We start from the raw sequence: 23,201 nt of genomic DNA, 5'->3' as shown, positions 1-23,201 counted from the left end.
CAAGTTAAATCCTGCTTGTTAAAGATAATACTTTCGTGGAAAAATTCTCCCAAACAGCAACCGGGCGCCAGACCGGTTGCTTTTTATGGAAATTTGTTTAACGTTTAAAGGAAGGATTTTGAGATAAAATATTTAGTGTCTAAATAAACACGTTATAACTCTTTTATAAGGAGTGTTCGCATGGTTCAAATAGGTAACTTCCATATAGGAAGGGCAGAAACTGCCAGAAAGCCTGTATTAAGTACTGGGGAAGCATTTTTGTTGTGGGATCACCTGGTTACCAGGTACGATATTATACAAATGACCCAAATATACCAGAATTTTGTTCACGACCCTGATTTTAGATATATTATAGGGGAAGGGTTAGCGAGTACTTTAGAAAAACAAGTGGATAAATTGGAAAAAGAGATGAACAAATTTAAAATGGCTTTACCTGACAGGCCGCCTAAAAGCGTGAATATTACTGCAAATAGTGAAATATTAGAAGATGAATTCATATTTAAACAAATTTTTATGGGCATACAGAACTTTTTGGAGGATCATATTCGTACTGTTCGTTCAATAGTTACCAATGATCCTCTGCGCGATATGTTTATTGATTTTTTAAAGGAAGAATTAGATATATTTAACAATTTGTGCAAATATGGAAAAATAAAAGGCTGGCTGCAAGTTCCTCCTAAAAGATATGTAAGCTGATTATTGACGCTGGTTCAGTCAGGATACTATATTCTGGAATATGCCTGCACAAGGTCTTTATATACCAGCTTGTTTACTTCGATAAACTCGGCATTAACCTTGCGAAGGACATAGGCCGGGTGAAAAATAGGGGTTAAAGGTATGCCGTTATAAGTAAACCAATTTCCTCTGGCCTGAGTTATACCGGGGGCTTCCGGAATTAATCCCTTCAAGGCCACTCCTCCGACGGCCACAATTACCCTGGGTTTTATCATTTTAATTTCCTGCTGCAGGTGTTCCCTGATACAGGTTTGGCACTCACTGGGGTTTGGAGTGCGGTTATTCCTGGGCCGGCACTTGAGCACATTGGTTATGTAGACCTGTTCCCTTTTTAAGGGCATTTTTTCCAGCCACATGGTCAAAGCCGTCCCGGCAATTCCGATGAAAGGGATGCCGAACATGTCCTCGTGTTCTCCCGGCCCTTCCCCTATAAACATAATGGGTGAACTGGGATTGCCGTGTCCCGGTACCCTCCTGGTGGCACCCTCCTGGTAGATGGTGCACTCGGTGCACCCGTGGGTAGTTTGACATGATTGGCAATCGCCCGGTTTTAAGATCTGGTCGATTATTACGGAGTGAGCCATCAGCTTGGCGTTCTTGGCAACCGCCCTTTTCACGGACTCCGGCCGGTAGCCGCTGCTAATAAGGCGCCTTGTAAAATTTCCCATTAGGTCGGCGATATCTTTCATGGTAACTGGCATAATTATCACTTCCCGGTGATATATTACCACTTTTTTGTCCCGGTACCTTCTAATTAATTGAAAAATCTACTGCCGTAACATATTATTTGGAAACGGGCAGGCGGTAGTTGTATGGGATACAGTTGTTCAATCAAGTTCTTATTGTCGAAAGATTAAATATAATTCGCAGTGTAGTAAACTGCAACAATGCGACGAAATAAAAAGATAAGATTGAAACTTCAGTAAATAATAACAACATGGAGGCGTAATTTTACATATGTACAAACTCGTGGCGCTGGATCTTGACGATACTTTGCTGGGAAAAGACTTAAAAGTTGCAAAGGCAACCCGGGAAGTTCTGTCTGAAGTAATGAACAGGGGGGTGCATCTAACCCTGGCCACCGGGCGCATGTTTCGTTCAAGTTTGCCCTTTGCCAGGGAACTCCGCATAAATGGGCCCCTGATTACTTACCAGGGAGCACTGGTAAAACATTCCGGCAGTGGAGAGGTGCTGTACCACCGGCCGGTACCCCTTGAACTGGCCATGGATGTTATCCGGAGGGTTAAAAAGTATGGATATCACATAAATATTTATGTGGACGATTTTCTCTACGTGGCCAGGGATACGGAAGAAGGGAGGCGTTACGCGGCCCTTTCCCGGATTCCTTTGGAAGTGGTGGGGGACCTGGAACGATTTTTAACTGCGAAAAAGCAGGACCCCACCAAGGTATTAGTGGTTTCCCAGGAGCACCTGTTGGACGAACTGGCGGCGGAACTCAAACCCGTTTACGGGGAAAGTTTACATATAACCAAATCGAAACCCCACTTTTTGGAGTTTTCCCACCCCTCTGCCACCAAGGGGCATGCCCTTGAGGCCGTTGCCGGTTATTTGGGAGTGTCCCGGGAGGAAGTAATGGCAGTGGGGGACAGTTACAATGATCTGGAAATGATCGCTTGGGCCGGGCTGGGAGTGGTAATGGGCAATGCCCGGCAAGAGATAAAGGCCAGGGCTGATTACGTCACCCTGTCCAATGAAGAAGACGGTGTGGGCCATGTTCTAAGGAAGTTTGTGCTGGGTGAAGGATAAGGGGTGATCTGATTGAAGAATTTGGTTGCAGGGGTGGATTTGGGCGGTACCAAAATTTATACCGCCCTGGCCGATATGGAGGGTAACGTGCTGGCCGAGGTACAGGTGCCCACGGAGGCGGGTGCAGGAATGGAACGGGTGCTGGAAAATATCTGTGCCACCCTTGACCGGGTGTGTACTGCTGCGGGTCACGGCGGTAAAGTGCAGGCCGTGGGAGTGGGCGCGCCGGGGCCCCTGGATCCCCGTACCGGTACGGTTTACCAGGCACCAAACCTGGGCTGGGAAAATGTGCCCCTGGCGGGCCTGTTACAGGAACGCCTGGGGATAATGGTTGCCGTGGATAATGATGCCAACCTTGCCGCCCTGGGGGAGAAAACCTTCGGTGCCGGAATAGGAGTCCGGGACATGATTTACATGACGGTGAGCACCGGGGTGGGAGGAGGCCTCATTTTAAACGGAAAGATTTACCACGGAACTGCCGGGGGCGCCGGTGAAATTGGGCATATGGTTGTCGAGGAAGCGGGGCCCGCCTGCAGTTGCGGCAGCCGCGGCTGTCTGGAGGCCGTAGCTTCAGGTACGGCCCTGGCCCGGAGGGCCAGGGCCCTCATAAGGGAGGGCCGGGGTAAGAATATCCTTGCTGCAGCCGGGGGGAATGTGGAGGATGTTACCGCCGAGCACATTTCCCGGGCCGCCGCCGGCGGCGACCCGGAGGCATTGATCATATTAGGAGATGCAGGAAGGGTGCTGGGGCGGGCCATAGCCAGCCTGGTAAATTTATTGAACCCGGCAATGGTAGTGCTGGGAGGAGGGGTAATGAATGCCGGCAGGTTCCTCTGGAATCCGATACAAGATGAATTTGCCCGCCACTCTTTAAAAACATCCCGGGAAGCCGTGCGCATTGTCCCGGCAAAGCTGGGTAAAAGGGTGGGAGTTATGGGCGCCCTGGCCCTTGCCATATCGGTGATATCGGGCGGCTCTTAAATTCTTGTATAGTGGATCTTTCCGCTGCTTATGCTATAAAAGAAGGTCTATTTTTGAAAGGAGCCGGTTGATTAAATATAATTTCGGGAGGTGAAGAGCCTGGTTTCCCGGCTGTTACCGGGGAAACCAGGTGCCGGAATGAATATAGAAGCCGTACTGAAAGACCCGCAAGCCATGTATAACGTGGACAGTATGAACATGTTCGGGGTCCTGTGGGGGCTTCCCGAGCAGTGTGCCAATGCCTGGAGGCTGGGCACCCAGGGGCCCCTTCCCGTGACCGGGGCAATCAGCAATGTTTTGGTTACCGGGCTTGGCGGGTCGGCCATAGGGGGAGACCTGCTGCGGGTATATTCTGCCGGGAAAATGGCTGTCCCCGTGGCCGTAAACCGCGACTATGTCCTGCCTGCATACGTGGACCGGAGCACCCTGGTATTTGTAGTGAGCTATTCGGGAAATACCGAGGAGACGCTAAGTGCTTACGAGGAAGCCCGCAACAGGGGCTGCCCCATCGTTGCCCTTACCACCGGGGGGAAGCTGAAGGAGCTTGCGGACAGGGACGGGGTGCCGGTAATAACTGTCCCCGGCGGGCTTGCTCCCCGCGCCGCCACCGGGTATCTTTTTATTCCCACCCTTGCCGTATTGGAGCGCTTGGGACTGCTGTCGGGCCTGGAAACCGAAGTGAGGGAACTGGTGGAGCACCTGGAGGAAATCAGGGAAAATTTAAAGCCGGAAGCTTCCCTGGAAGACAATCTGGCCAAACAGCTGGCCCGGGATTTTTACAACAGGATTCCGGTCATCTGGGGGGCCAGCGGCACCACCGAGGTGGTGGCCCAGCGCTTTAAGGGCCAAATAAATGAAAATGCCAAGGCGCCGGCTTATTGGAATGTACTTCCCGAGTTAAACCACAATGAGCTGGTGGGCTTTGAAGTGCCCAAAGAATTTTTGGAAAAGCTATACGTTGTAATACTTAAAGACGAAGAAGATCACCCCCGGGTGAAGATCCGCATGGAAATAACCAGGGGCATTGTGGCCAGGGCGGTTTCCGGTGTAATGGAAATCAAGTCCTCCGGGCAGGGTATGCTGGCGCGAATGTATTCTCTAATTTATTTGGGGGATTATGCCAGCGTGTACCTGGCCGCCCTGTACGGTATAGATCCCGGCCCGGTTAGAATAATAGACTATCTAAAGGCCGAGCTGGCCGGAAGGTAATATGAAAACTTATAGGGTGGTTTCTGACTGGCATACCCACACCCGGTATAGTGACGGAAGGGGCACAGTAGAAGATAACGTGCGTGCGGCGGCACAAAAGGGGCTTACTGAAATAGCCATTACTGACCACGGTCCCCGGGGCATTTTTATCGGAGTGGAAAGTCCGGACACCTACCTGGATATTAAGAAAGATATCATGGCCTTAAAGGAGCGTTATCCGGTACGGGTTTTACTGGGAGCGGAAGCCAATGTTACCAGCCTGGACGGGAGTATAGACATTCCCCCGGAAATAAGCAAACAGATGGACATTTTGCTGGTAGGCCTGCACCCCCAGGTTATGGCGGAATCCCTGGAGGAAACTCTGGGCTGGGTTTTGCCCAATCAATTGGGACGCTTAAGCCGCTTCTTGCAGAGCCGCATGCGTAATATTAATACCAAGGCCCTGGTCGATGCCATGTATAAACACCCGGTAAACGTGGTAACCCACCCCGGCTTAATGATGGCAGTGGATTTGGACGAGGTTGCCAGGGCCTCGGCCAATACCCATTGCGCTATGGAAATTAACACTGGACATGAATATAATAAGGATGATGTTATAAATGCCGCCCTCCGCTGGGGGGCGCCCGTGGTGGTTAACAGTGACGCCCATTATCCCGATACTGTAGGTGAAATGGACAAGGGTATATCCCTTTTAATGAAGTGGGATGTTCCCGCAGGGCAGGTTGTGAACGCGGTTCCTCTAACTCCCCACTTCCAACATCCATTCTAGGGGGTGATGAGTTGTCCAAGTTAGTAATTGTTACCGGCATGTCCGGAGCGGGCAAAACCACGGCCCTTCGCAGCTTGGAGGACATTGGGTATTTTTGTGTGGACAACTTACCCCCCACTTTAATTCCAAAATTTGCCGAGATGTGTGCACAATCAAAACAAAAAATTAATAATATAGCATTAGTTGTAGATATCCGGGGCGGGGAATTCTTTAACGCCCTTTCTGAAGTATTATCTGAGTTAGAAAAACAGGGTGTGGAGTTTGAGATACTTTTCCTGGAGGCCTCCGACGAGACCCTTGTGCGCCGGTATAAAGAAAGCCGCCGCCGGCATCCCCTGGGTAATCACGGAGAAATACTCCGCAATATCCAAGAGGAAAGGACCCGCCTGGAAGATTTGAGGGGAAGGGCTCATAAAATTATTGATACTTCTGATTTGACCAATCAGCAATTAAAAGAAGAGATAATTAGCCTTTTCGGACAAGGGGTTGACGGGAAGCATCACCTGTTTATCACCGTTATTTCCTTTGGTTACAAATACGGAATTCCCCTGGACAGCGATCTGGTTTTTGATGTGCGATTTCTTCCCAACCCCCATTACGTTGAGGAACTGCGGCCCTTGACGGGAAATGATGAAAGGGTTCAGAAATATGTTATGAATTCCGAGGTAACTAAAGAATTCATGCATAAATTCTGCGATTTGATCGAGTTTTTGATTCCCAGGTATGTTGAGGAAGGAAAGACGACACTGATGATTGCCATCGGCTGTACGGGGGGTATGCACCGCTCCGTGACCCTGGCTAACCGCCTGGGGGATATTTTGCTCAAGAAAGGTTACCGGGTGACGGTACGGCACAGGGACGTTGACCGAAAATAATCACCAACCATTAACCACCAACCTGGGGGCTGATTAGTTATGAAGCTGGTTAAATGGTTATACCCCGGAATGCAGGTGAAACGGTGGCTGGCCCTGGGGCTGGCGGGAATGCTGCTGGTCATAGCGGGGGGCATATTGCTGACCGGTTATATATTCCCCGAATTTTTCATTATTTCAGCCCTGCAGAGTCCCATTGCCGAAAGGCTGTTACCCGCAGGTATTTTCTTGGTGGTGGCAGGTTTTGCAGTAATTTACCTGGGGTTAGGCCGGGCTTTTCGCTCATTGATGGAAATCCTGGTCCCTGGAGATAGCGTGGTGGATGTGGTTTTTAAGCGCCGCCAGTTGAAAAAAGGCCCTAAGATAGTAGTGATAGGTGGCGGCAGCGGGCTTTCAGTGTTATTGCGGGGCCTTAAAGAATATACCTCCAACCTTACGGCCATAGTGACGGTGGCCGATGACGGCGGCAGTTCCGGGCGCCTGCGCGGAGACCAGGGCATGCTTCCCCCCGGAGACATCCGCAACTGCCTCGTGGCCCTGGCGGATAAAGAGCCGCTCATGGAAAAACTTCTTCAGTACCGCTTTCCTTTTGGTGAATTAGCAGGGCATAATCTGGGAAATCTTTTATTGGCCGCCCTTAACAATATGAACGGCAGTTTTTATGAGGCCATAAAGGCACTTAGCAGGGTGCTGGCCGTAAGGGGACAGGTGCTGCCTGTTACCCTGGAGGATGTAAATCTTTGCGCTGAAATGGAAGACGGAGAAATTGTTTGCGGGGAATCCCGGATTCCTAAAAGCGGCAAAAGGATCCGCCGGGTTTTTCTGCAGCCCGGAGTTTGTTTTCCGGTAAAAGAGGCTCTGGAAGCCATACAATGTGCAGATGCCATAGTTTTGGGCCCGGGCAGCCTGTATACCAGTATTCTGCCAAATTTGCTGGTACGCGGAATGCCCGAGGCTTTGGCAGGTTCCCGGGCCCTTAAAATATATGTATGTAATGTCATGACCCAGCCTGGAGAAACCGATGGTTATACCGCAGCAGATCATGTCAGAGCTATTTTAAGCCATGCCGGCCCCGTGGTGGACTGGGTGCTGGTTAATAATGAGGTTATTCACAGCCGTACTCTTAGCCGCTACCGGAAGGAAGGAGCGGAGCCGGTAAAATTTGACGAAGAGGAAATTGCCAAACTCGGGGTGAAAGTGCTGGCCGGCCATATGGTTCGGGAAGGCAATATGGTACGGCACCACCCGGACCGCCTGGCCCGATATATTATGTATTTGGTAATGCTGCACCGGGACAGGGGCAACCGCGTCATTTCCTTGAGCAAACACCGGGAAAGTTCTCCCGGGCCAGAAAAGGAAAAGCAGGCCGCTGTTACGGGAAGGTAGGCCCGGCTTTTAGCCGGGCCTTTGTTACGGATCCGGCACGGTTGACAGGATTCAGCCTTTTCGCGGTATACTAGTGGTAAGAAAGGGCTGATAAATAAACTTAATTTTTATATCCTGTTAATCCCGTTAATCCCGTCAAAAAATTAATTAGGAGGCTTTTTTATTTATGCAGGAAATATACCTGGACAACAGTGCTACCACCCGGCCGGTGCCGGAAGTAGTGCAGGCCGTGGTGGAATGCATGGAAAAAATATACGGCAACCCTTCTTCCCTCCACCGGAAGGGTCTTGAGGCGGAAAGGGTAATAAGCCGGGCCCGGGAGGCGGTGGCTGATATTTTGGGGGTATTGCCCAAGGAAGTGATTTTTACTTCAGGAGGGACCGAATCCAATAACCTTGCCATAAAGGGTGTTGCCTATTCCCTGTCCAGGCGGGGCAAGCATATAATTACCACTGCCATTGAACACCCTGCGGTAAGAAATGTATGCAGGGACCTGGAGGAGGACGGCTTTGAAGTAACTTACCTGCCTGTGGACGAAGAGGGCGTAATTCGTCCCGGGGACTTGGAGAGGACCCTCCGTAAGGATACCATTCTAGTCACCACCATGTATGTAAATAACGAAATTGGCTCGGTTCAGCCCCTGGAGGAAATAGCAAAAATAATTAAGAAGGCAAAGGTAAGGGGCAGGATACCGGTTTGGCACGTGGATGCGGTACAGGCGCTGGGCAGGCTGCCGCTATCCCCCGGGGAAATGGGTATTGACCTGGTTTCCTTAAGTGCCCATAAGATTCATGGCCCTAAAGGAGTGGGTGCCTTGTACGTGGCTGCCGGAACTCCATTGCGGCCGCTCATGGCCGGGGGAGGCCAGGAGGGAGACCTGCGTTCCGGCACGGAAAATGTTCCCGGAATTGCGGGCTTTGGTGCGGCGGTTGCCAAACTGGAAAGAGGAGGCGGGCGGGCGGCGGAACACATGGCCGGCCTTCGCAAAATGCTGGTGGAAGGTATACTGGAAGAAATTCCCCGCTGCCGCTTGAACGGGCCGCCTCCCGGCAGCCACCGGGCCGCGCCCCACATAGCAAATATATCCTTTGAAGGTGTGCGGGGAGAGGTGCTGGTACACTGGCTGGAAGGTGAAGGCATATATATCTCTACCGGCTCGGCCTGTTCTGCTCGAAAGCCGGCGGAACACGGGGTGTTAAAGTCTTTGGGACTAAACGACCGGGAAAGGGAAGGGGCGGTGCGATTTAGCTTCAGCCCTGAAAATACCGTCAAGGAAGTTAAAATAGTTTTAGAAAAATTAAAAGAAGCTGTAAAGGAGCTGCGAAGCTTTGCATAACAATAATGAAAAAGCAACTTACAAGCCCGAAACCCTGGTTTTGATACGGTACGGTGAAATAAGCCTTAAAGGGAAAAACCGTCCTGTTTTTGAGAACAGGCTGGTTTCCAATATCCGGCGGGCCCTGGCTGACCTGGGCCGCCCTAAAATTTCCAAGCTCCGGGGGCGGCTCATGGTGGAAGCGGAAGAGATTGAACCCGGTGAAATAATGGAGCGCCTGCGCCGGGTGTTCGGCATAGTATCCTTTAGCCCGGCCCGCCGGGTGAAAGCAACTCCTGAAGTCATTTACGACGCTGCTTTAACATCCTTGAAGCAAGGGATGGAAAGGGAAGGAATTATTTCCAGTGAAAGCAACGGGCCGGTAACTTTTCGCGTTACCGTAAAAAGGGCCGACAAGTCCTTCCCCATAAATTCCATGGAACTCAGCCGCAAGGTTGGCGCCCATTTGTTGCGGAATGTGCCCGGACTTAAGGTGGACTTACATAACCCACGCATGGTGGTATCGGTGGATGTGCGGGAAGGACATGCCTATGTTTTTTCTGAAACTATCCCCGGTCCTGGCGGCCTGCCGGTGGGTGTAAGCGGCAAGGGCATGTTGCTTCTTTCCGGGGGTATAGACAGTCCCGTGGCGGGCTGGATGTCCATGAAAAGGGGCATTGAGCTGGAGGCGGTGCACTTTCACAGCTTCCCCTTTACCGGGGAAAAATCTAAGGAAAAGGTTATTGATTTGTGCCGGGTGCTGGTCCGTTACGGGGGGCGCATCAATCTACATGTGGTCCATTTTACCGATATTCAAAAGGAAATCCAGAAAAACTGCCCGGAAGAACTCAGGGTAACCATAATGAGGCGTTTCATGTTCCGCATGGCCCAGTTCCTGGCTGAAAGGAACAATGCCCTGGTTCTTATAACCGGTGAGAGTGTTGGGCAGGTGGCCAGTCAAACCCTGGAAAGTATGGTGGCCATAAACGAAGTGACCCGCATGCCGGTTTTACGGCCCCTGGTGGGCTTTGACAAGGGTCAGATCGTAGATCTGGCGCAGCAGATCGGTACTTACGATATATCCATCCAGCCCTACGAGGACTGCTGTACTTTATTTCTCCCCAAGCACCCTAGTACCAGGCCCAAGTTGGAAAAGGTGCACGCGGCCGAGGAACGGCTGGATATATGTAGCCTTATAGAAGGGGCCCTGGAGAAAACGGAGACATTGAACTTTACCCGGAACTAAAACAGGGGGCGGGGTTCGGTTTTTCCCGGCCGGCGCCCTCATGGAAGGAGGGGGCGGGATGAGCTTTTCCACAATTACCAAAAACGAACTGGCCAGGGTAATGGGAAGTAGTAGCTGCTGCAAAAAAGCTGAACTGGCAGCCCTGGCAAAAATGGATGGCGCGTTGCATATTACCGGAGGTCAAATATCCCTGGACATCCGTACTTGTAATGCGGCAGTGGCCAGAAAAGTTTTTTCTCTGGTTAAGGAACTTTTCGGCATAAGTACGGAGGTATTGGTGCGGCGCAAAGTACGTTTGCGTAAAAACAATGTTTACCTGGTGCGGGTGCCGGCCGGAAAAAAGAGGGAGATACTGCTGGATTTGGGCATAGTGAGCCGGTCAGGTCTACTTAAGGAAAGTATCCCGTCTAAACTGCTTTCCCGCGAGTGTTGCCGCAGGTCTTACTTGCGGGGTTTGTTTCTGGGCAGAGGGTCGGTTAACAACCCCGACCGGGACTATCACCTGGAAATAACCACCGGTGACCATCGCCATGCCAGAGACATAAAGCACCTTTTGGGAGGGTTCGGCCTGTCGGCCCGGATAAGTTTCAGAAAGAATTGGTATGTGGTGTACCTTAAGGAAAGTGATCAAATATCCCGGTGCCTGAACTTAATGGGTGCCCATAATGCCCTGCTGGACTTTGAGAGTAAAAGGGTGTTTAAGGAAGTTAAGAACCGGGTAAACCGCCTTGTGAATTGTGAAACCGCCAACTTGAATAAAACCGTTGTTGCTGCCATGCGCCAGGTGGAGGATATAAAATTAATTGGAAGAGTAATGGGATTAAATAAGCTGCCGGATTCTCTGCGGCAGGTAGCCGAGGCCAGGCTGCGGCATCCCGATGCAAGTCTGCGGGAACTGGGAGAATTGATGGTACCGCCCGTGGGTAAATCCGGGGTAAATCACCGGTTGAGAAAGTTAAGCGAAATAGCCGGGCACTTGCGCGGTGAGGAGGTTAAGCAGTGATGCGGGTAAAGAAACACTTTTTTTATTTACATTGGACGACAATAGCGTCATAGGATATAATACAAACATTTTAACCCATGAATTTTTGGCGGAAGAGTTTCGCCTGGGCAGGGTGGAGATGGGGTCCAATGTTTTAATAGGGGCGAATACCGCGGTGCTGCCGGGCGTAAAAATGGAGACGGCGCCCTGCTTTGATGGTCAAAAAAAGGCGCTACCTGGTTATAAATATTAGCAATAAATGTAAATTATAGTTTACATAACTTTTTAGCAGGATTTTTGCATGTAATTGAAGAATTATTAAGCATTAAAGAATTTTCTGGCGATTGGGGTCAGACTTAAGGGGTGAATCGAGATGCGCATGGGTTTTGGCCTGAATGTTGAACAGACCCAAAAGTTGATAATGACACCGGAGTTGCGCCAGGCCATTACCATTTTGCAGTTATCATCCCTTGAATTGGAAAATTATATTGAACGGCAGTTACAAGAAAACCCGCTGCTGGAATTGAGGGACGATTTACCTGAAGCGCCGGCTGAGCAATTGGAAAGGGATTATACCGGTGAGCGGGAACAAGATGAGCGGTACGATATCGATTGGCGTGAGTATTTCCATGATAGCAGTGATCTGGGGATATCGCGCCAGGAGAAGTATGTAGAGGAAAAGGAAGAATATTCCTTTGAAAGTTTCGTTAGCCAGCCGCCTACCCTTGGAGAACACTTAACTTTTCAATTACACCTGGCGGACGTGGATGAAAAAGGATTGGATATAGGTGAGTATATTATTGGAAATATAGATCATAACGGTTACTTGCAGATTTCTCCCGAGGATGTAGCCGAACACTTGCAGGTTTCCCTCTCCGAGGTAATGGATGTCCTGAAATTGATTCAAACTTTTGATCCTCCTGGAGTGGGTGCCCGAACGCTGCAGGAGTGCCTGCTGCTTCAGGTGCGTCATATGGAATTAAAGGATAAATTGGTGGAACAGGTTATTTCCAGGCATTTAACGGATGTGGCCAAAGGTAAGTATGCCCAGCTTGCCCAACTTTTGGGGGTATCTGTAAAGGAAATTCAAAGGGTTGCTGACTTTTTGAAAACCCTCGATCCAAAACCGGGACGAAACTTTTTCTCTCCGGGAGACAACCGTTATATTGTTCCCGATGTAATACTGGAAAAAGTGGACGGGGAGTATGTAATTCTTATAAATGATACTTCAATGCCCCGCCTGACCATTAATTCCACTTACCGGGCAGTTCTTGGTGATGGAAACAATCATGATGCCAAGACCAGGCGTTACGTTGAATCCAAGCTCAATGCGGCGGCCTGGCTGATACGCAGTATTGAGCAAAGGCGCCTGACTTTATATAAAGTAGCTAACTGCCTGGTTGAATTGCAAAGGGATTTTTTGGATTACGGGATTAAATATTTAAAGCCTCTTAATTTGAGAAAAGTGGCGGAATTAGTCGGCTTACATGAATCCACCGTGAGCCGGGCCACTTCTAACAAGTATATCCAGACTCCCCAGGGGGTTTTTGAAATGAAATTTTTCTTCTCTTCGGGATTAAGTGGTGCCAGAGGGAATGCAGTTTCCGCTCAAAGTACCAAAAAGATGCTTCAAGAGTTGATAGAGTCGGAGGACCCGGCGAACCCCCTAAATGACCAGCGTATTTCCGAGATTTTCGCGGAAAAAGGAATTAAAATATCGCGACGTACGGTGGCCAAATACCGGGATGAACTGGGCATCCCTCCTGTAAGGAAGCGAAAGCGGTATTAATGTTGAATATATTTTTTAAAAAAGGTATCGCATTTAAGCGATACTTTTTTTAATGTCCGATTAATTTTGACATAAAAAAACCAAAAAAGGAAGGAACTATTGAGATAGTAACGAATAAGTATATCATAATTAAAAAAATAACGTCCACTGAGGCATACTATTGAAAGGAGTGGCGAGTAATAATGGCAGTAAAAGTAGGGATTAATGGTTTTGGCCGCATCGGAAGGTTGGTGCTCAGGGCGGCTCTCGGAAATCCCAATCTGGAAGTGGTGGCCATAAACCATAAATCCCGGAGACTGCAGGTAAATGAAAACTATGCCAAAACTCTGGCCCATTCTTTGAAATATGATTCCGTGCATGGTATAATGGAAGCCGATGTCAAAGGAGAGGGAGATTCCCTTTGGGTTAACGGCAAAGAAATTAAAATACTGGCGGAAGGCGATCCTGCCGCTTTGCCCTGGAAAGAATTGGGTGTGCAGGTTGTGGTGGAATCCACAGGCAGGTTCAGAAAAGTTGAGGATGCTGCCAGGCACTTGGAAGCCGGGGCTAAGAAAGTTGTTATCAGCGCCCCTGCAAAGGGTGACTGTCTCACCGTGGTGATGGGAGTAAATGAAGAGAAATATGACCCGTCCCGGCATCACATTGTTTCCAACGCTTCGTGTACTACCAACTGCCTGGCGCCGGTGGCCAAGGTTCTTCACGAAAAATTCGGCATTGTCAAGGGCTTGATGACCACCGTGCATGCCGTAACCAACGACCAGCAAATGCTGGATATGCCCCACCGCGATATCAGGCGCGGGCGTTCCGGCAACATGTCCATTATTCCCACCACAACGGGGGCGGCAAAGGCGGTATCTTTGGTGCTGCCGGAGCTTAAGGGCAAGTTGAACGGCATGGCCATGAGGGTTCCCACGCCCAATGTGTCAGTGGTGGATCTGGTGGTGGAACTGGAAAAAGCAGTTACAGTGGAAGATGTAAATGCCGCCTTAAAAGATGCATCCCAGGGGCCGTTAAAGGGTATACTTGCTTACAGCGAATTGCCCCTGGTTTCCATTGATTTTAACGGAGACCCCCATTCTTCCATTGTGGATGCCCTGTCCACCATGGCCATAGGAGATAACATGGTCAAGGTGGTGGCCTGGTATGATAATGAATGGGGCTACTCCAACCGGGTGGTGGACCTGGTATCCTATATAGCTGAAAAGGGAATTTAGGGGCTGGACCGGAGGTGTATATATGGCTAAAAAAACCGTGAAGGATATTGATGTGGGCGGCAAAAGGGTTCTGGTGCGGGTTGATTTCAATGTGCCCTTAAATGATGCGGGGAAAATAACCGATGATACCCGCATCCGGGCTGCCTTACCCACTATAAAGTACCTGGTGGAAAAGGGGGCCCGGGTGATATTGATGTCCCACCTGGGCAGGCCTAAAGGGAAGCCTGACGATAAATTAAGGATGGACCCGGTGGCCAGGCGCCTGGAAGAATTGTTAGGCCGCCCTGTTACCAAAGTGAACGATTGCGTGGGTGAAGCTCCCCGGGCCGTCGTGAAGGGCATGCGCGAGGGAGATGTGGTTTTACTGGAAAATTTGCGCTTTCATGAAGGCGAGAAAAAGAACGATGAAAACTTTGCCCGGCAGCTGGCTGAGCTGGGTGATATATATGTAAATGACGCTTTCGGAACGGCTCACCGTGCCCACGCCTCCACCCAGGGCGTGGCAAAATATTTGCCCGCGGTGGCCGGGTTCTTGCTGGAAAAGGAAATTAACATGTTGGGTAAAGTGATCAATAATCCGGAGCGGCCCTTCACCGCTATTATCGGGGGGGCCAAGGTGTCCGACAAGATAGGGGTGCTGGATAACCTTATTGAAAAGGTGGATACCCTCATTGTCGGGGGCGGCATGGCCAACACTTTCTTAAAGGCCAAGGGGTATGATATGGGGAAATCCCTCCTGGAGCCCGATAAGATTGAAACCGCAAAAGAATTAATTGCCAAGGCGGAGAATAAAAATATAGAGTTATTGCTTCCTGTAGACCTGGTGGTTGCCCCCGAGGCAAAGCCTGAGGCGGAGTCCAGGGTGGTTCCCGCGGACGGTGTGCCGGCGGAGTGGATGGCCCTGGATATAGGTCCCGAAACAGCCGAAAATTTTGGGAAATCTGTTAAGAATTCCGCTACCGTAGTATGGAACGGCCCCATGGGGGTTTTTGAAATGGAACCTTTTGCCAAGGGGACAATAGCAGTGGCAGAAGCCCTGGCTGGCAGCAATGCCACCACGGTGGTGGGCGGCGGGGATTCAGCCGCCGCGGTAAAGAAAGCCGGCGTTGCCGGCCGCATCACCCATGTTTCCACCGGCGGGGGCGCCTCCCTGGAGTTCCTGGAAGGAAAAACGCTGCCGGGAGTAGCTGCCTTGCAGGATAAGTAGGAGGGGTATTATGCGCAGGCCCGTAATAGCAGCTAATTGGAAGATGCATAAGACCGTTGCCCAGGCCGTCAGTTTCGCCCGGGATTTTCTTAACAGGCTGGAGGACACGGAATGCGAAGTGGTAATTTGTCCTCCCTTTACTGCCCTGGCGCCCGTAGCTGAGATTTTAAAGCAAGAGGAAATAGCTTTGGGCGCCCAAAATATGTTTTGGGAAGACGAGGGAGCTTATACCGGGGAAGTATCCCCGGGAATGCTTACGGAAATTGGCTGCAAGTATGTAATTTTAGGTCATTCCGAGCGCCGCCAGTATTTCGGGGAAACGGACGAATCTGTTAACCGAAAAGTACTTACCGCTTTCAGGCATAACCTGGTTCCCATAGTTTGCGTGGGGGAAACGCTGGAGGAGCGGGAGGCCGGAACCACGGAGCAGGTGGTCCGCCGGCAAACGGAGGGCTGCCTGGCCGGGCTGACCGCCCAGCAGGCCCGTAAGCTGGTAATAGCCTATGAGCCGGTATGGGCCATAGGTACAGGACGTACCGCTTCCCCGGAGGACGCTCAGCAGGTGAATGCTTTTATCCGCAGGGTGCTGGCTGAGATTTTTGGAGAAGAGGCGGCCGGGGAAGTGCGCATTCAGTACGGGGGCAGCGTGAAGCCGGATAATGCTGCAAAACTTATGGCCCAGCCGGACATCGACGGGGCCCTGGTAGGAGGGGCCAGTTTGAATGCGGCCAGTTTTGCCGCCATAGTCAAGGCGGCCGGAGGGAGGTAAATCCTTTGCCTTCGACAAGCTCACCCCTGGTTCTGGTCATTCTGGACGGCTGGGGGCTAGCGGAAAAGAAAGAAGGAAATGCCATCGCCCAGGCCAGGACGCCAAATATGGACCGCCTGTTGGAAAAATATCCTTCTACGGTTTTGGAGAGCTCGGGGGAGGCAGTGGGCCTGCCCGACGGCCAGATGGGGAATTCCGAAGTAGGACACCTGAACATGGGTGCCGGGCGCGTGGTTTTCCAGGAATTAACCCGCATTTCCCGCTCCATCAAAGACGGCAGCTTCTATAATAATGACGTTCTGTTAAATGCAGTGGAGCACGTAAGGGAAAAGGGTACCGCTTTGCATTTGATGGGCCTCCTTTCCGACGGAGGGGTGCACAGCCACATAGAGCACCTTTACGCCCTGCTGGAACTGGCCAGGGATCAGGGCATTAGAAATGTTTTTATCCACGCTTTTCTGGACGGGAGGGATGTGCCCCCTGACAATGCACTGGAATACATAATCCCCCTGGAAGAAAGAATGAAAAAAATGGAGACCGGCGCCGTGGCCACCGTTGTGGGCCGTTATTATGCCATGGACCGCGACCGGCGCTGGGACCGGACGGAGAAAGCCTACCGGGCAATGGTACTGGGAGAGGGCTTTAAGGTAAAATCGGCGGAAGAGGCAGTCAAAAAGGGGTATGCCCGCGGGGAAACTGATGAGTTTATACAGCCCTCGGTGGTAGTGGATTCCGGCGGCATGCCGGTGGCTAAAATCAATAATGGCGATGCTGTAATTTTTTATAACTTCCGCCCTGACCGGGCCCGCCAGATAACCCGCGCCTTTGTGGACGAAGAATTTGACGGGTTTGAAAGGCCGAAAGACTGTTCCAGGGTGCATTATGTTTGCATGACCCAGTATGATAAAACCATAAAGGCACCGGTAGCCTTTAAGCCGCAGGTGCTGGTAAATACCCTGGGTGAGGTTCTGAGTTATCATAATTTAAAGCAATTGCGGCTGGCCGAAACCGAAAAGTATGCCCATGTTACTTTTTTCTTTAACGGCGGAGTAGAGCCCCCGAACCCCGGAGAGGAGCGCATTTTAATACCTTCGCCTAAAGTTGCCACCTATGATTTAAAGCCGGAAATGAGCGCCTACGAGGTTACAAAGGCCTTCCAGGAGCAGCTGGAAAAAGAAAAATATCACGTTATTATTATGAATTATGCCAATCCGGATATGGTTGGCCATACCGGTATAATGGAGGCCGCCGTCAAGGCGGTGGAGGCTGTCGACGATTGCGTGGGAAAAGTGGTTACAGCCACATTGAATAAGGGCGGTACGGTTATAGTAACCGCCGATCACGGTAACGCCGAAGTCATGCAGGATGAATCCGGGGAGCCCCATACGGCGCATACCACTGACCCGGTTCCCTTTATTTTGGTCAGGCCCGACGGTAACAACATAAAATTGCGCCGGGGCAGGCTGGAGGATGTGGCCCCGACTATATTACAACTGCTGGAGATCCCCCAGCCTGAAGAGATGACCGGGAAAACCTTAATCCAATAAATACTGGGAGGTTTAACCATGTCAGCAACCATAGTAGATGTCTTTGCCAGGGAAATACTGGACTCCCGGGGAAACCCCACAGTGGAAGTGGATGTATTGCTGGAGGACGGCACGCTGGGCCGGGCCGCCGTTCCTTCGGGGGCATCCACGGGAGCTTACGAGGCGGTGGAACTCCGGGATAATGACCCGAAACGTTTCCACGGCAAAGGGGTTATCCGGGCAGTTGAGAATGTCAATAACGTTTTGGGACCTGAAATTACGGGATTTCATGCCACGGACCAGGTAGGCGTGGACATGACTTTGATAAAGCTGGATGATACCCCCAATAAGAGCAAATACGGAGCCAATGCAATACTGGGCGTATCCATGGCCGTGGCCAAAGCTGCCGCTGCCAGCCTGGGCCTTCCCCTGTATCAGTATTTGGGGGGAGTGAACGGCAGGCTGATGCCGGTACCCATGATGAATATTTTAAACGGCGGTAAGCATGCCGACAATAACGTGGACATCCAGGAATTCATGATTATGCCCGTGGGAGCCGAAAGTTTTGCCCAGGCGCTGCGCATGGGGGCGGAAATTTTTCACGCCTTAAAAAGGGTTTTAAAAAAGAAGGGCCTGAATACCGCCGTTGGCGATGAGGGAGGATTTGCTCCCAATCTCGGTTCCAACGAAGAAGCCCTGGATGCCATTGTGGAAGCGGTGGAGATCATGGGCTACCGCCCTGGTGAAGATGTGGTGCTGGCCCTGGATGCAGCCGCAACGGAATTATACAAAGACGGCAAATATGTTCTGGAGGGCGAAGGAAAAACCCTGGATTCCGACGGCATGATCGAGTTTTACGCCGACCTGATTGCCAGGTATCCCGTTATTTCCATTGAAGACGGGCTGGCGGAAGATGACTGGGAAGGATGGAAGAAGCTAACCAAGAAGCTGGGTGGACGGGTACAGATAGTTGGAGATGACCTGTTTGTCACCAATACCAGGCGCCTGAGGCAGGGTATCGAAATGGGAGTGGCGAACTCTATTTTAATAAAGCTCAACCAGATCGGTACCATTACCGAAACCCTTGAGGCCATTGAAATGGCCAAGCAGGCCGGGTATACGGCCATAGTTTCCCACCGTTCGGGGGAAACCGAAGATGCCACCATCGCGGACCTGGTGGTGGGTGTCAATGCGGGACAAATCAAAACCGGTGCCCCCTCCCGCACCGACAGGGTGGTCAAGTATAACCAATTACTGCGCATTGAAGAAGATTTAGGGGACTTAGCCCTTTATAAAGGAAAAAATGTTTTTTACAACTTACCAAGTCTTTAAGTGTAAACTTTAGGCATTAAATCTTGCCTGTGGCACAGCATGTGTTATAAAATGATGCGGAAGAAGTGAATAAAAGGCGGCGGGTGTAAATTGCCCGCCGCAGGAATATTGTTGAGGGAGGGGAAGCAATTGAAGGCAGTACTTACCGGCTTACATGTTTTAATTTCATTAGCTTTGATCGCCGTTATTTTATTACAGTCCGGGAAAAGTGCCGGCCTGTCCGGTTCAATTGCCGGGGGGGCTGAAACCTTATTTGGCAAGAAAAAGGGGCTTGATGAATTTTTAGGGAAAGTTACCATAGTAATGGCACTGGCTTTTGGCATTATGTCACTGGTTTTAGATGTACTTTTTTATAAGTAAATTTAGAAACCTGCTTTAATGCCCTGTAATAATAAGTGAGAATAATAAATAAAATAAAAGATTTTAAAGGTACTTGCTTTCAAGGGATATATGTTATAAAATTCCTTTAAAAGGCATAAGTTGTTATAGGAATCAAATGACAAGGGCTGTTTCTTGAGGGGTTTTTTTGTATCAGCCTAGTGATTAATTTCTCTAAGTTAATTTTTGTAATTTGCATGTAAGTGGACTATCGCAGTTTAGAAGGGAGGTGGTTTATTTTAATTTACCCGCGCATGCCGCAGCACGGGGTGTCATTTTTGTTATTTGAGAGACAAACCATGCTTGGGGAATGATGTAGCGGGTGTTGCGGAAGCAAGGGGTCAGATTGGCTCTCATTGTTTTTTTATTCACTAACTTTAACTAATTATTCTAATTAACGCCTGATTTCCTTGTTTCTGCGGGATTATTTAAATTTTTTGGAGGTGAAGTTTTTTGACGACTGATTTTGGTTGGGTTGTATGGGTGGGCATTAGCTGTGCCGTCTTGGGTATCCTTTTTGCGGCCTTTTTGATTAGCTGGGTTATGAAAAAGCCCGCAGGAACCCAAAAAATGCAGGAAATTTCTCGGGCGGTGCAGGAAGGTGCTATGGCTTATCTGAGCCGCCAGTACACCACTATTGCAATAGTAGGTATAATTGTAGCTATTGCTATAGCCCTGGCCATTAGCTGGAAGACAGCCCTCGGATTTGTTATCGGTGCGTTTTTCTCCGGTCTCTGCGGTTATGTGGGCATGGGTGTTTCAACCCGGGCCAATGCCCGTGTGGCTGAGGCGGCCAAAGAAGGACTGAATAACGGTCTCAGCGTGGCGTTTAAGGCCGGTTCCGTTACAGGTATGATGTGCGTGAGCCTTGCCCTCCTGGGTGTTAGCGGCATGTATCTCGCTTTCCAGGACCCTCACGCACTTGTGGGCCTTGGTTTTGGCGGCAGCTTGATTGCACTATTTGCCCGGATAGGCGGCGGTATTTATACCAAGAGCGCCGACGTTGGCGCAGACCTGGTTGGTAAAGTGGAGGCCGGGATACCGGAAGACGACCCCCGCAACCCGGCTACCATTGCTGACAACGTGGGGGACAATGTGGGTGACTGCGCGGGTATGGCCGCCGACCTGTTTGAGACCTATGCGGTTACGGCCATCGGCGCGATGCTGCTGGGTTACTTGATTTTCCATTCGCAGGAATACGTTCTTTATCCGGTTATGTTAGGTGGAATTGCTATTATCGCTTCTATCATTGGTGTCTTTTTCGTACGCCTGGGCGGTGGCCAGGCGATCATGAGTGCCCTGTATAAAGGGGTTTGGACATCGGCAATTTTGGCCCTGATTGGTTTTTACTGGGCGACAACTACCATGCTGGGTAGTCTTACGTACTTCTATGCTGCTCTTATCGGTGTAGCCATCACTGTTGTAATCATGTATATTACGGACTATTATACCTCCACCAGGTTCCGTCCGGTTAGGTCAATTTCTTACGCCTCACAGTCCGGACACGCCACAAATATAATCACCGGCTTATCGGTAGGTATGGAATCCAGCGTACCTCCTACTTTGACCATCGTGGCCGGTACTCTAGGTGCTTATTATATCGGAAGCGCCGGGGACGGTGGCCTGGGAGGTTTGTATGCCATCGGCATTGCCTCCATGGCTATGCTGTCCATGACAGGTATGATTGTTGCCCTTGACTCCTATGGCCCGGTAACGGATAATGCCGGCGGTATTGCCGAGATGTCCGAGCTGCCAGGCAATGTTCGCGAAATTACCGACGCTCTGGATGCTGTCGGAAATACCACTAAAGCTGTTACCAAGGGTTATGCCATCGGCTCGGCGGCCCTGGCGGCCATTGTGCTCTTTTCAGACTTCACTTCTTCCCTGGCGGAACGGGGTGCGGAACTAGTCTTTGAGCTGAGTAATCCTAAAGTACTGGCCGGCCTCTTTATCGGCGGCTGCGTAGTTTTCTTATTCTCCGCCCTTGCCAACGGTGCTGTGGGCCGTGCAGCCTATGCCGTAGTGGAAGAAGTGCGGCGGCAGTTTAGGGAGATCCCAGGCATTATGGAAGGTACCAGCAGGCCCGAATACGGCCGCTGTGTTGACATTGTTACCAGGCGGGCCTTGAAAGAAATGGTTGTTCCCGGCCTGCTTCCCGTGGTAACTACTCTGTTGGTTGGTTTCCTGCTTGGCCCGTTGGCCCTGGGAGGTATGTTAATTGGAGTTATTGTAGTAGGTATCTTTATGGCCTGCTTCCAGAACAACGGCGGCGGAGCCTGGGATAACGCCAAGAAGTACATTGAGGAAGGTATGTACGGTGGAAAGGGCAGTGAAGCCCATGCGGCCGCGGTTACCGGAGATACCGTTGGTGACCCGCTGAAGGACACTGCGGGCCCGGCCATTAACCCGGTTATCAAAGTTGTAAACGTTGTGGCCCTACTCATAGTGCCGCTAATCGTAGCATTATAATAAATTTAAAGCTGAGGTATTACCTGGAAAACGCCGGCTTTGCCCGGCGTTTTTCTTTATAATAATGTTTGGAATTGGCCAATAAAGGTAATACCGGTAATAAAGGGTTGCTTGTATATTACCGGCTTTTCTCGGGAGGTTGTGTTTTCCATCCTTGTCCTTTATTATGCAGTTTGCTAAAATAAGGGGTAATTGGGAGTGGTTTAATTGCAAACAATTGGAAATGTAGGCCACATGTGTTTTGCTTGCAGCCCCAATAATCCCATAGGATTAAAGTTGGAGTTTAAGTTGGAGGGAGATAAGGTTTATACCACCTTCAGGCCCCGTAAGGAGCACCAGGGATATAACGGGTGTATGCACGGTGGATTGATATCCACCCTTTTGGATGAAACCATGGCCCAGTGGCTCTGGTTACGCGGTATTCCCTGTATGACAGCCGAAATGACCACGCGTTTCAGCTTGGCGGTACCTGTTGACCGGGAATTAAGGGTGGAATCCAGGTGCATATCGGAGCGGAAGGGGCGTTTTTTTGAGATGGAGGCCAAGTTAATACTTGCCGACGGCACGGTGGCCGCTTGTTCCAGGGCAAAATTTCTCAGGGTAAAGGTTGAAAGTTTAGATAAATATAGTAAGGAAAGGGGAACCGTTTGTGAACAGAGAACAGGCGTATGACTTGTTGAAACAGCACTTGAAGACTAAGAACCTTATCAAGCACTCCCTGGCGGTGGAAGCCGTTATGCGGCGTTTGGCCCGGTATTTTAACGAAGATGAAGAATTGTGGGGCTTAGCGGGACTGCTGCATGACATTGACTATGATAAGACTAAGGACGATCCGGAAAAACACAGTTTAATGGGCGCCGAGATCCTGGCAGAGCAAGGCTTGCCGGAGGAAGTTGTTTATGCTGTAAAGGTTCATAATGAAATTCACGGGCTACCCCGGAAAAGTAAATTGGATAAGGCCCTTTATGCCACCGATCCCCTTACCGGTTTGGTTGTAGCCGCAGCGTTAATCAGGCCGGAAAAGAAATTGGCAGCGGTGGACGTACCATTTTTAATAAAGCGCTTTAACGAAAAAGCCTTTGCCAGGGGTGCAAATCGCGAGCAAATAAAAAGCTGTTCTGAACTGGGACTTTCCCTGGAAGAATTTATGGGTCTTGGCCTGGAAGCCATGCAGGAGATATCCGGTGAAATGGGATTATAACGTCTTGACAAGCGAAGTTCATATGGTATAATGTAAGGCCCAGTGGTATTGAGA

Annotated in this window: 22 protein-coding genes; 21 read left to right on the top strand and 1 reads right to left on the bottom strand. The window is 50.4% G+C overall.

Annotated elements, in window-relative coordinates:
* Positions 1-180: 180 nt before the first annotated feature.
* Positions 181-696, top strand: a complete 516-nt coding sequence (locus ACX4JR_RS14575) for a DUF3231 family protein (protein WP_476058737.1) — start codon at positions 181-183, stop codon at positions 694-696.
* Positions 697-722: 26 nt separating this feature from the next.
* Here the strand turns inward: ACX4JR_RS14575 and ACX4JR_RS14570 are convergent, their stop codons facing one another.
* The gene (locus ACX4JR_RS14570) at positions 723-1,436 is read right to left on the bottom strand and encodes a uracil-DNA glycosylase (RefSeq protein ID WP_476058736.1); all 714 of its coding nucleotides are present in this window, start codon (positions 1,434-1,436) and stop codon (positions 723-725) included.
* A gap of 256 nt (positions 1,437-1,692) precedes the next feature.
* On the opposite strand from ACX4JR_RS14570, the gene ACX4JR_RS14565 reads away from it, so the two are divergent.
* The 20 genes from ACX4JR_RS14565 to ACX4JR_RS14470 all read left to right on the top strand — a co-directional run bounded on the left by ACX4JR_RS14565 (position 1,693) and on the right by ACX4JR_RS14470 (position 23,147).
* Positions 1,693-2,502: a Cof-type HAD-IIB family hydrolase gene (locus ACX4JR_RS14565; protein ID WP_476058735.1), complete on the top strand. Its 810-nt coding sequence runs from the start codon at positions 1,693-1,695 to the stop codon at positions 2,500-2,502.
* Positions 2,503-2,514: 12 nt separating this feature from the next.
* Positions 2,515-3,483 (top strand): ROK family protein, encoded by a 969-nt coding sequence (locus ACX4JR_RS14560; RefSeq protein WP_476058734.1) that lies wholly within the window; start codon positions 2,515-2,517, stop codon positions 3,481-3,483.
* A gap of 90 nt (positions 3,484-3,573) precedes the next feature.
* The gene (locus ACX4JR_RS14555) at positions 3,574-4,692 is read left to right on the top strand and encodes a bifunctional phosphoglucose/phosphomannose isomerase (protein WP_476058733.1); all 1,119 of its coding nucleotides are present in this window, start codon (positions 3,574-3,576) and stop codon (positions 4,690-4,692) included.
* Between the two features lies 1 nt (position 4,693).
* Positions 4,694-5,461: a PHP domain-containing protein gene (locus ACX4JR_RS14550; RefSeq protein ID WP_476058732.1), complete on the top strand. Its 768-nt coding sequence runs from the start codon at positions 4,694-4,696 to the stop codon at positions 5,459-5,461.
* Between the two features lie 11 nt (positions 5,462-5,472).
* Complete coding sequence (rapZ, locus tag ACX4JR_RS14545; RefSeq protein ID WP_476058731.1) at positions 5,473-6,336, top strand: RNase adapter RapZ; 864 nt, start codon at positions 5,473-5,475, stop codon at positions 6,334-6,336.
* Positions 6,337-6,375: 39 nt separating this feature from the next.
* Positions 6,376-7,719 (top strand): gluconeogenesis factor YvcK family protein, encoded by a 1,344-nt coding sequence (locus ACX4JR_RS14540; protein ID WP_476058730.1) that lies wholly within the window; start codon positions 6,376-6,378, stop codon positions 7,717-7,719.
* A 166-nt stretch (positions 7,720-7,885) separates the two neighbouring features.
* Entirely contained in the window at positions 7,886-9,055 is a 1,170-nt protein-coding gene (locus tag ACX4JR_RS14535; protein ID WP_476058729.1) for a cysteine desulfurase family protein, read from the top strand.
* On the top strand, positions 9,048-10,280 hold the full coding sequence (thiI, locus tag ACX4JR_RS14530) for a tRNA uracil 4-sulfurtransferase ThiI (protein ID WP_476058728.1): 1,233 nt from the start codon (positions 9,048-9,050) through the stop codon (positions 10,278-10,280). The genes ACX4JR_RS14535 and thiI overlap by 8 nt, the downstream gene beginning before the upstream one ends.
* 58 nt (positions 10,281-10,338) lie before the next feature.
* Positions 10,339-11,283: a DNA-binding protein WhiA gene (whiA, locus tag ACX4JR_RS14525; RefSeq protein WP_476058727.1), complete on the top strand. Its 945-nt coding sequence runs from the start codon at positions 10,339-10,341 to the stop codon at positions 11,281-11,283.
* A 31-nt stretch (positions 11,284-11,314) separates the two neighbouring features.
* The gene (locus tag ACX4JR_RS14520; RefSeq protein ID WP_476058726.1) at positions 11,315-11,515 is read left to right on the top strand and encodes a hypothetical protein; all 201 of its coding nucleotides are present in this window, start codon (positions 11,315-11,317) and stop codon (positions 11,513-11,515) included.
* A 120-nt stretch (positions 11,516-11,635) separates the two neighbouring features.
* Positions 11,636-13,051 (top strand): RNA polymerase factor sigma-54, encoded by a 1,416-nt coding sequence (gene rpoN, locus ACX4JR_RS14515; protein ID WP_476058725.1) that lies wholly within the window; start codon positions 11,636-11,638, stop codon positions 13,049-13,051.
* A 182-nt stretch (positions 13,052-13,233) separates the two neighbouring features.
* Positions 13,234-14,265, top strand: coding sequence for a type I glyceraldehyde-3-phosphate dehydrogenase (gene gap / locus ACX4JR_RS14510; RefSeq protein ID WP_476058724.1), 1,032 nt, complete (start codon positions 13,234-13,236; stop codon positions 14,263-14,265).
* Positions 14,266-14,287: 22 nt separating this feature from the next.
* A complete protein-coding gene (locus ACX4JR_RS14505; RefSeq protein WP_476058723.1) occupies positions 14,288-15,472 on the top strand; it encodes a phosphoglycerate kinase in 1,185 nt (394 codons plus the stop codon).
* A gap of 10 nt (positions 15,473-15,482) precedes the next feature.
* The gene (gene tpiA / locus ACX4JR_RS14500) at positions 15,483-16,241 is read left to right on the top strand and encodes a triose-phosphate isomerase (RefSeq protein ID WP_476058722.1); all 759 of its coding nucleotides are present in this window, start codon (positions 15,483-15,485) and stop codon (positions 16,239-16,241) included.
* A 5-nt stretch (positions 16,242-16,246) separates the two neighbouring features.
* On the top strand, positions 16,247-17,788 hold the full coding sequence (gpmI, locus tag ACX4JR_RS14495; RefSeq protein WP_476058721.1) for a 2,3-bisphosphoglycerate-independent phosphoglycerate mutase: 1,542 nt from the start codon (positions 16,247-16,249) through the stop codon (positions 17,786-17,788).
* 18 nt (positions 17,789-17,806) lie between these two features.
* A complete protein-coding gene (gene eno, locus ACX4JR_RS14490) occupies positions 17,807-19,099 on the top strand; it encodes a phosphopyruvate hydratase (RefSeq protein ID WP_476058720.1) in 1,293 nt (430 codons plus the stop codon).
* A gap of 129 nt (positions 19,100-19,228) precedes the next feature.
* Complete coding sequence (gene secG, locus ACX4JR_RS14485; protein WP_476058719.1) at positions 19,229-19,459, top strand: preprotein translocase subunit SecG; 231 nt, start codon at positions 19,229-19,231, stop codon at positions 19,457-19,459.
* 471 nt (positions 19,460-19,930) lie between these two features.
* Complete coding sequence (locus tag ACX4JR_RS14480; RefSeq protein WP_476058718.1) at positions 19,931-21,946, top strand: sodium-translocating pyrophosphatase; 2,016 nt, start codon at positions 19,931-19,933, stop codon at positions 21,944-21,946.
* A gap of 207 nt (positions 21,947-22,153) precedes the next feature.
* Positions 22,154-22,618 carry a PaaI family thioesterase gene (locus ACX4JR_RS14475; RefSeq protein WP_476058717.1) on the top strand — a complete coding sequence of 155 codons (465 nt, stop codon included), beginning with the start codon at positions 22,154-22,156 and terminating at the stop codon, positions 22,616-22,618.
* Complete coding sequence (locus ACX4JR_RS14470; protein WP_476058716.1) at positions 22,596-23,147, top strand: HDIG domain-containing metalloprotein; 552 nt, start codon at positions 22,596-22,598, stop codon at positions 23,145-23,147. The genes ACX4JR_RS14475 and ACX4JR_RS14470 overlap by 23 nt, the downstream gene beginning before the upstream one ends.
* The last annotated feature ends 54 nt before the right edge of the window (positions 23,148-23,201 follow it).

The sequence above is a fragment of the Desulfofundulus sp. JL263-se genome, from assembly GCF_056316025.1.
The sequence above is the reverse complement of the archived record's forward strand: the minus strand, read 5'-3'. Positions and strand labels throughout refer to the sequence as shown.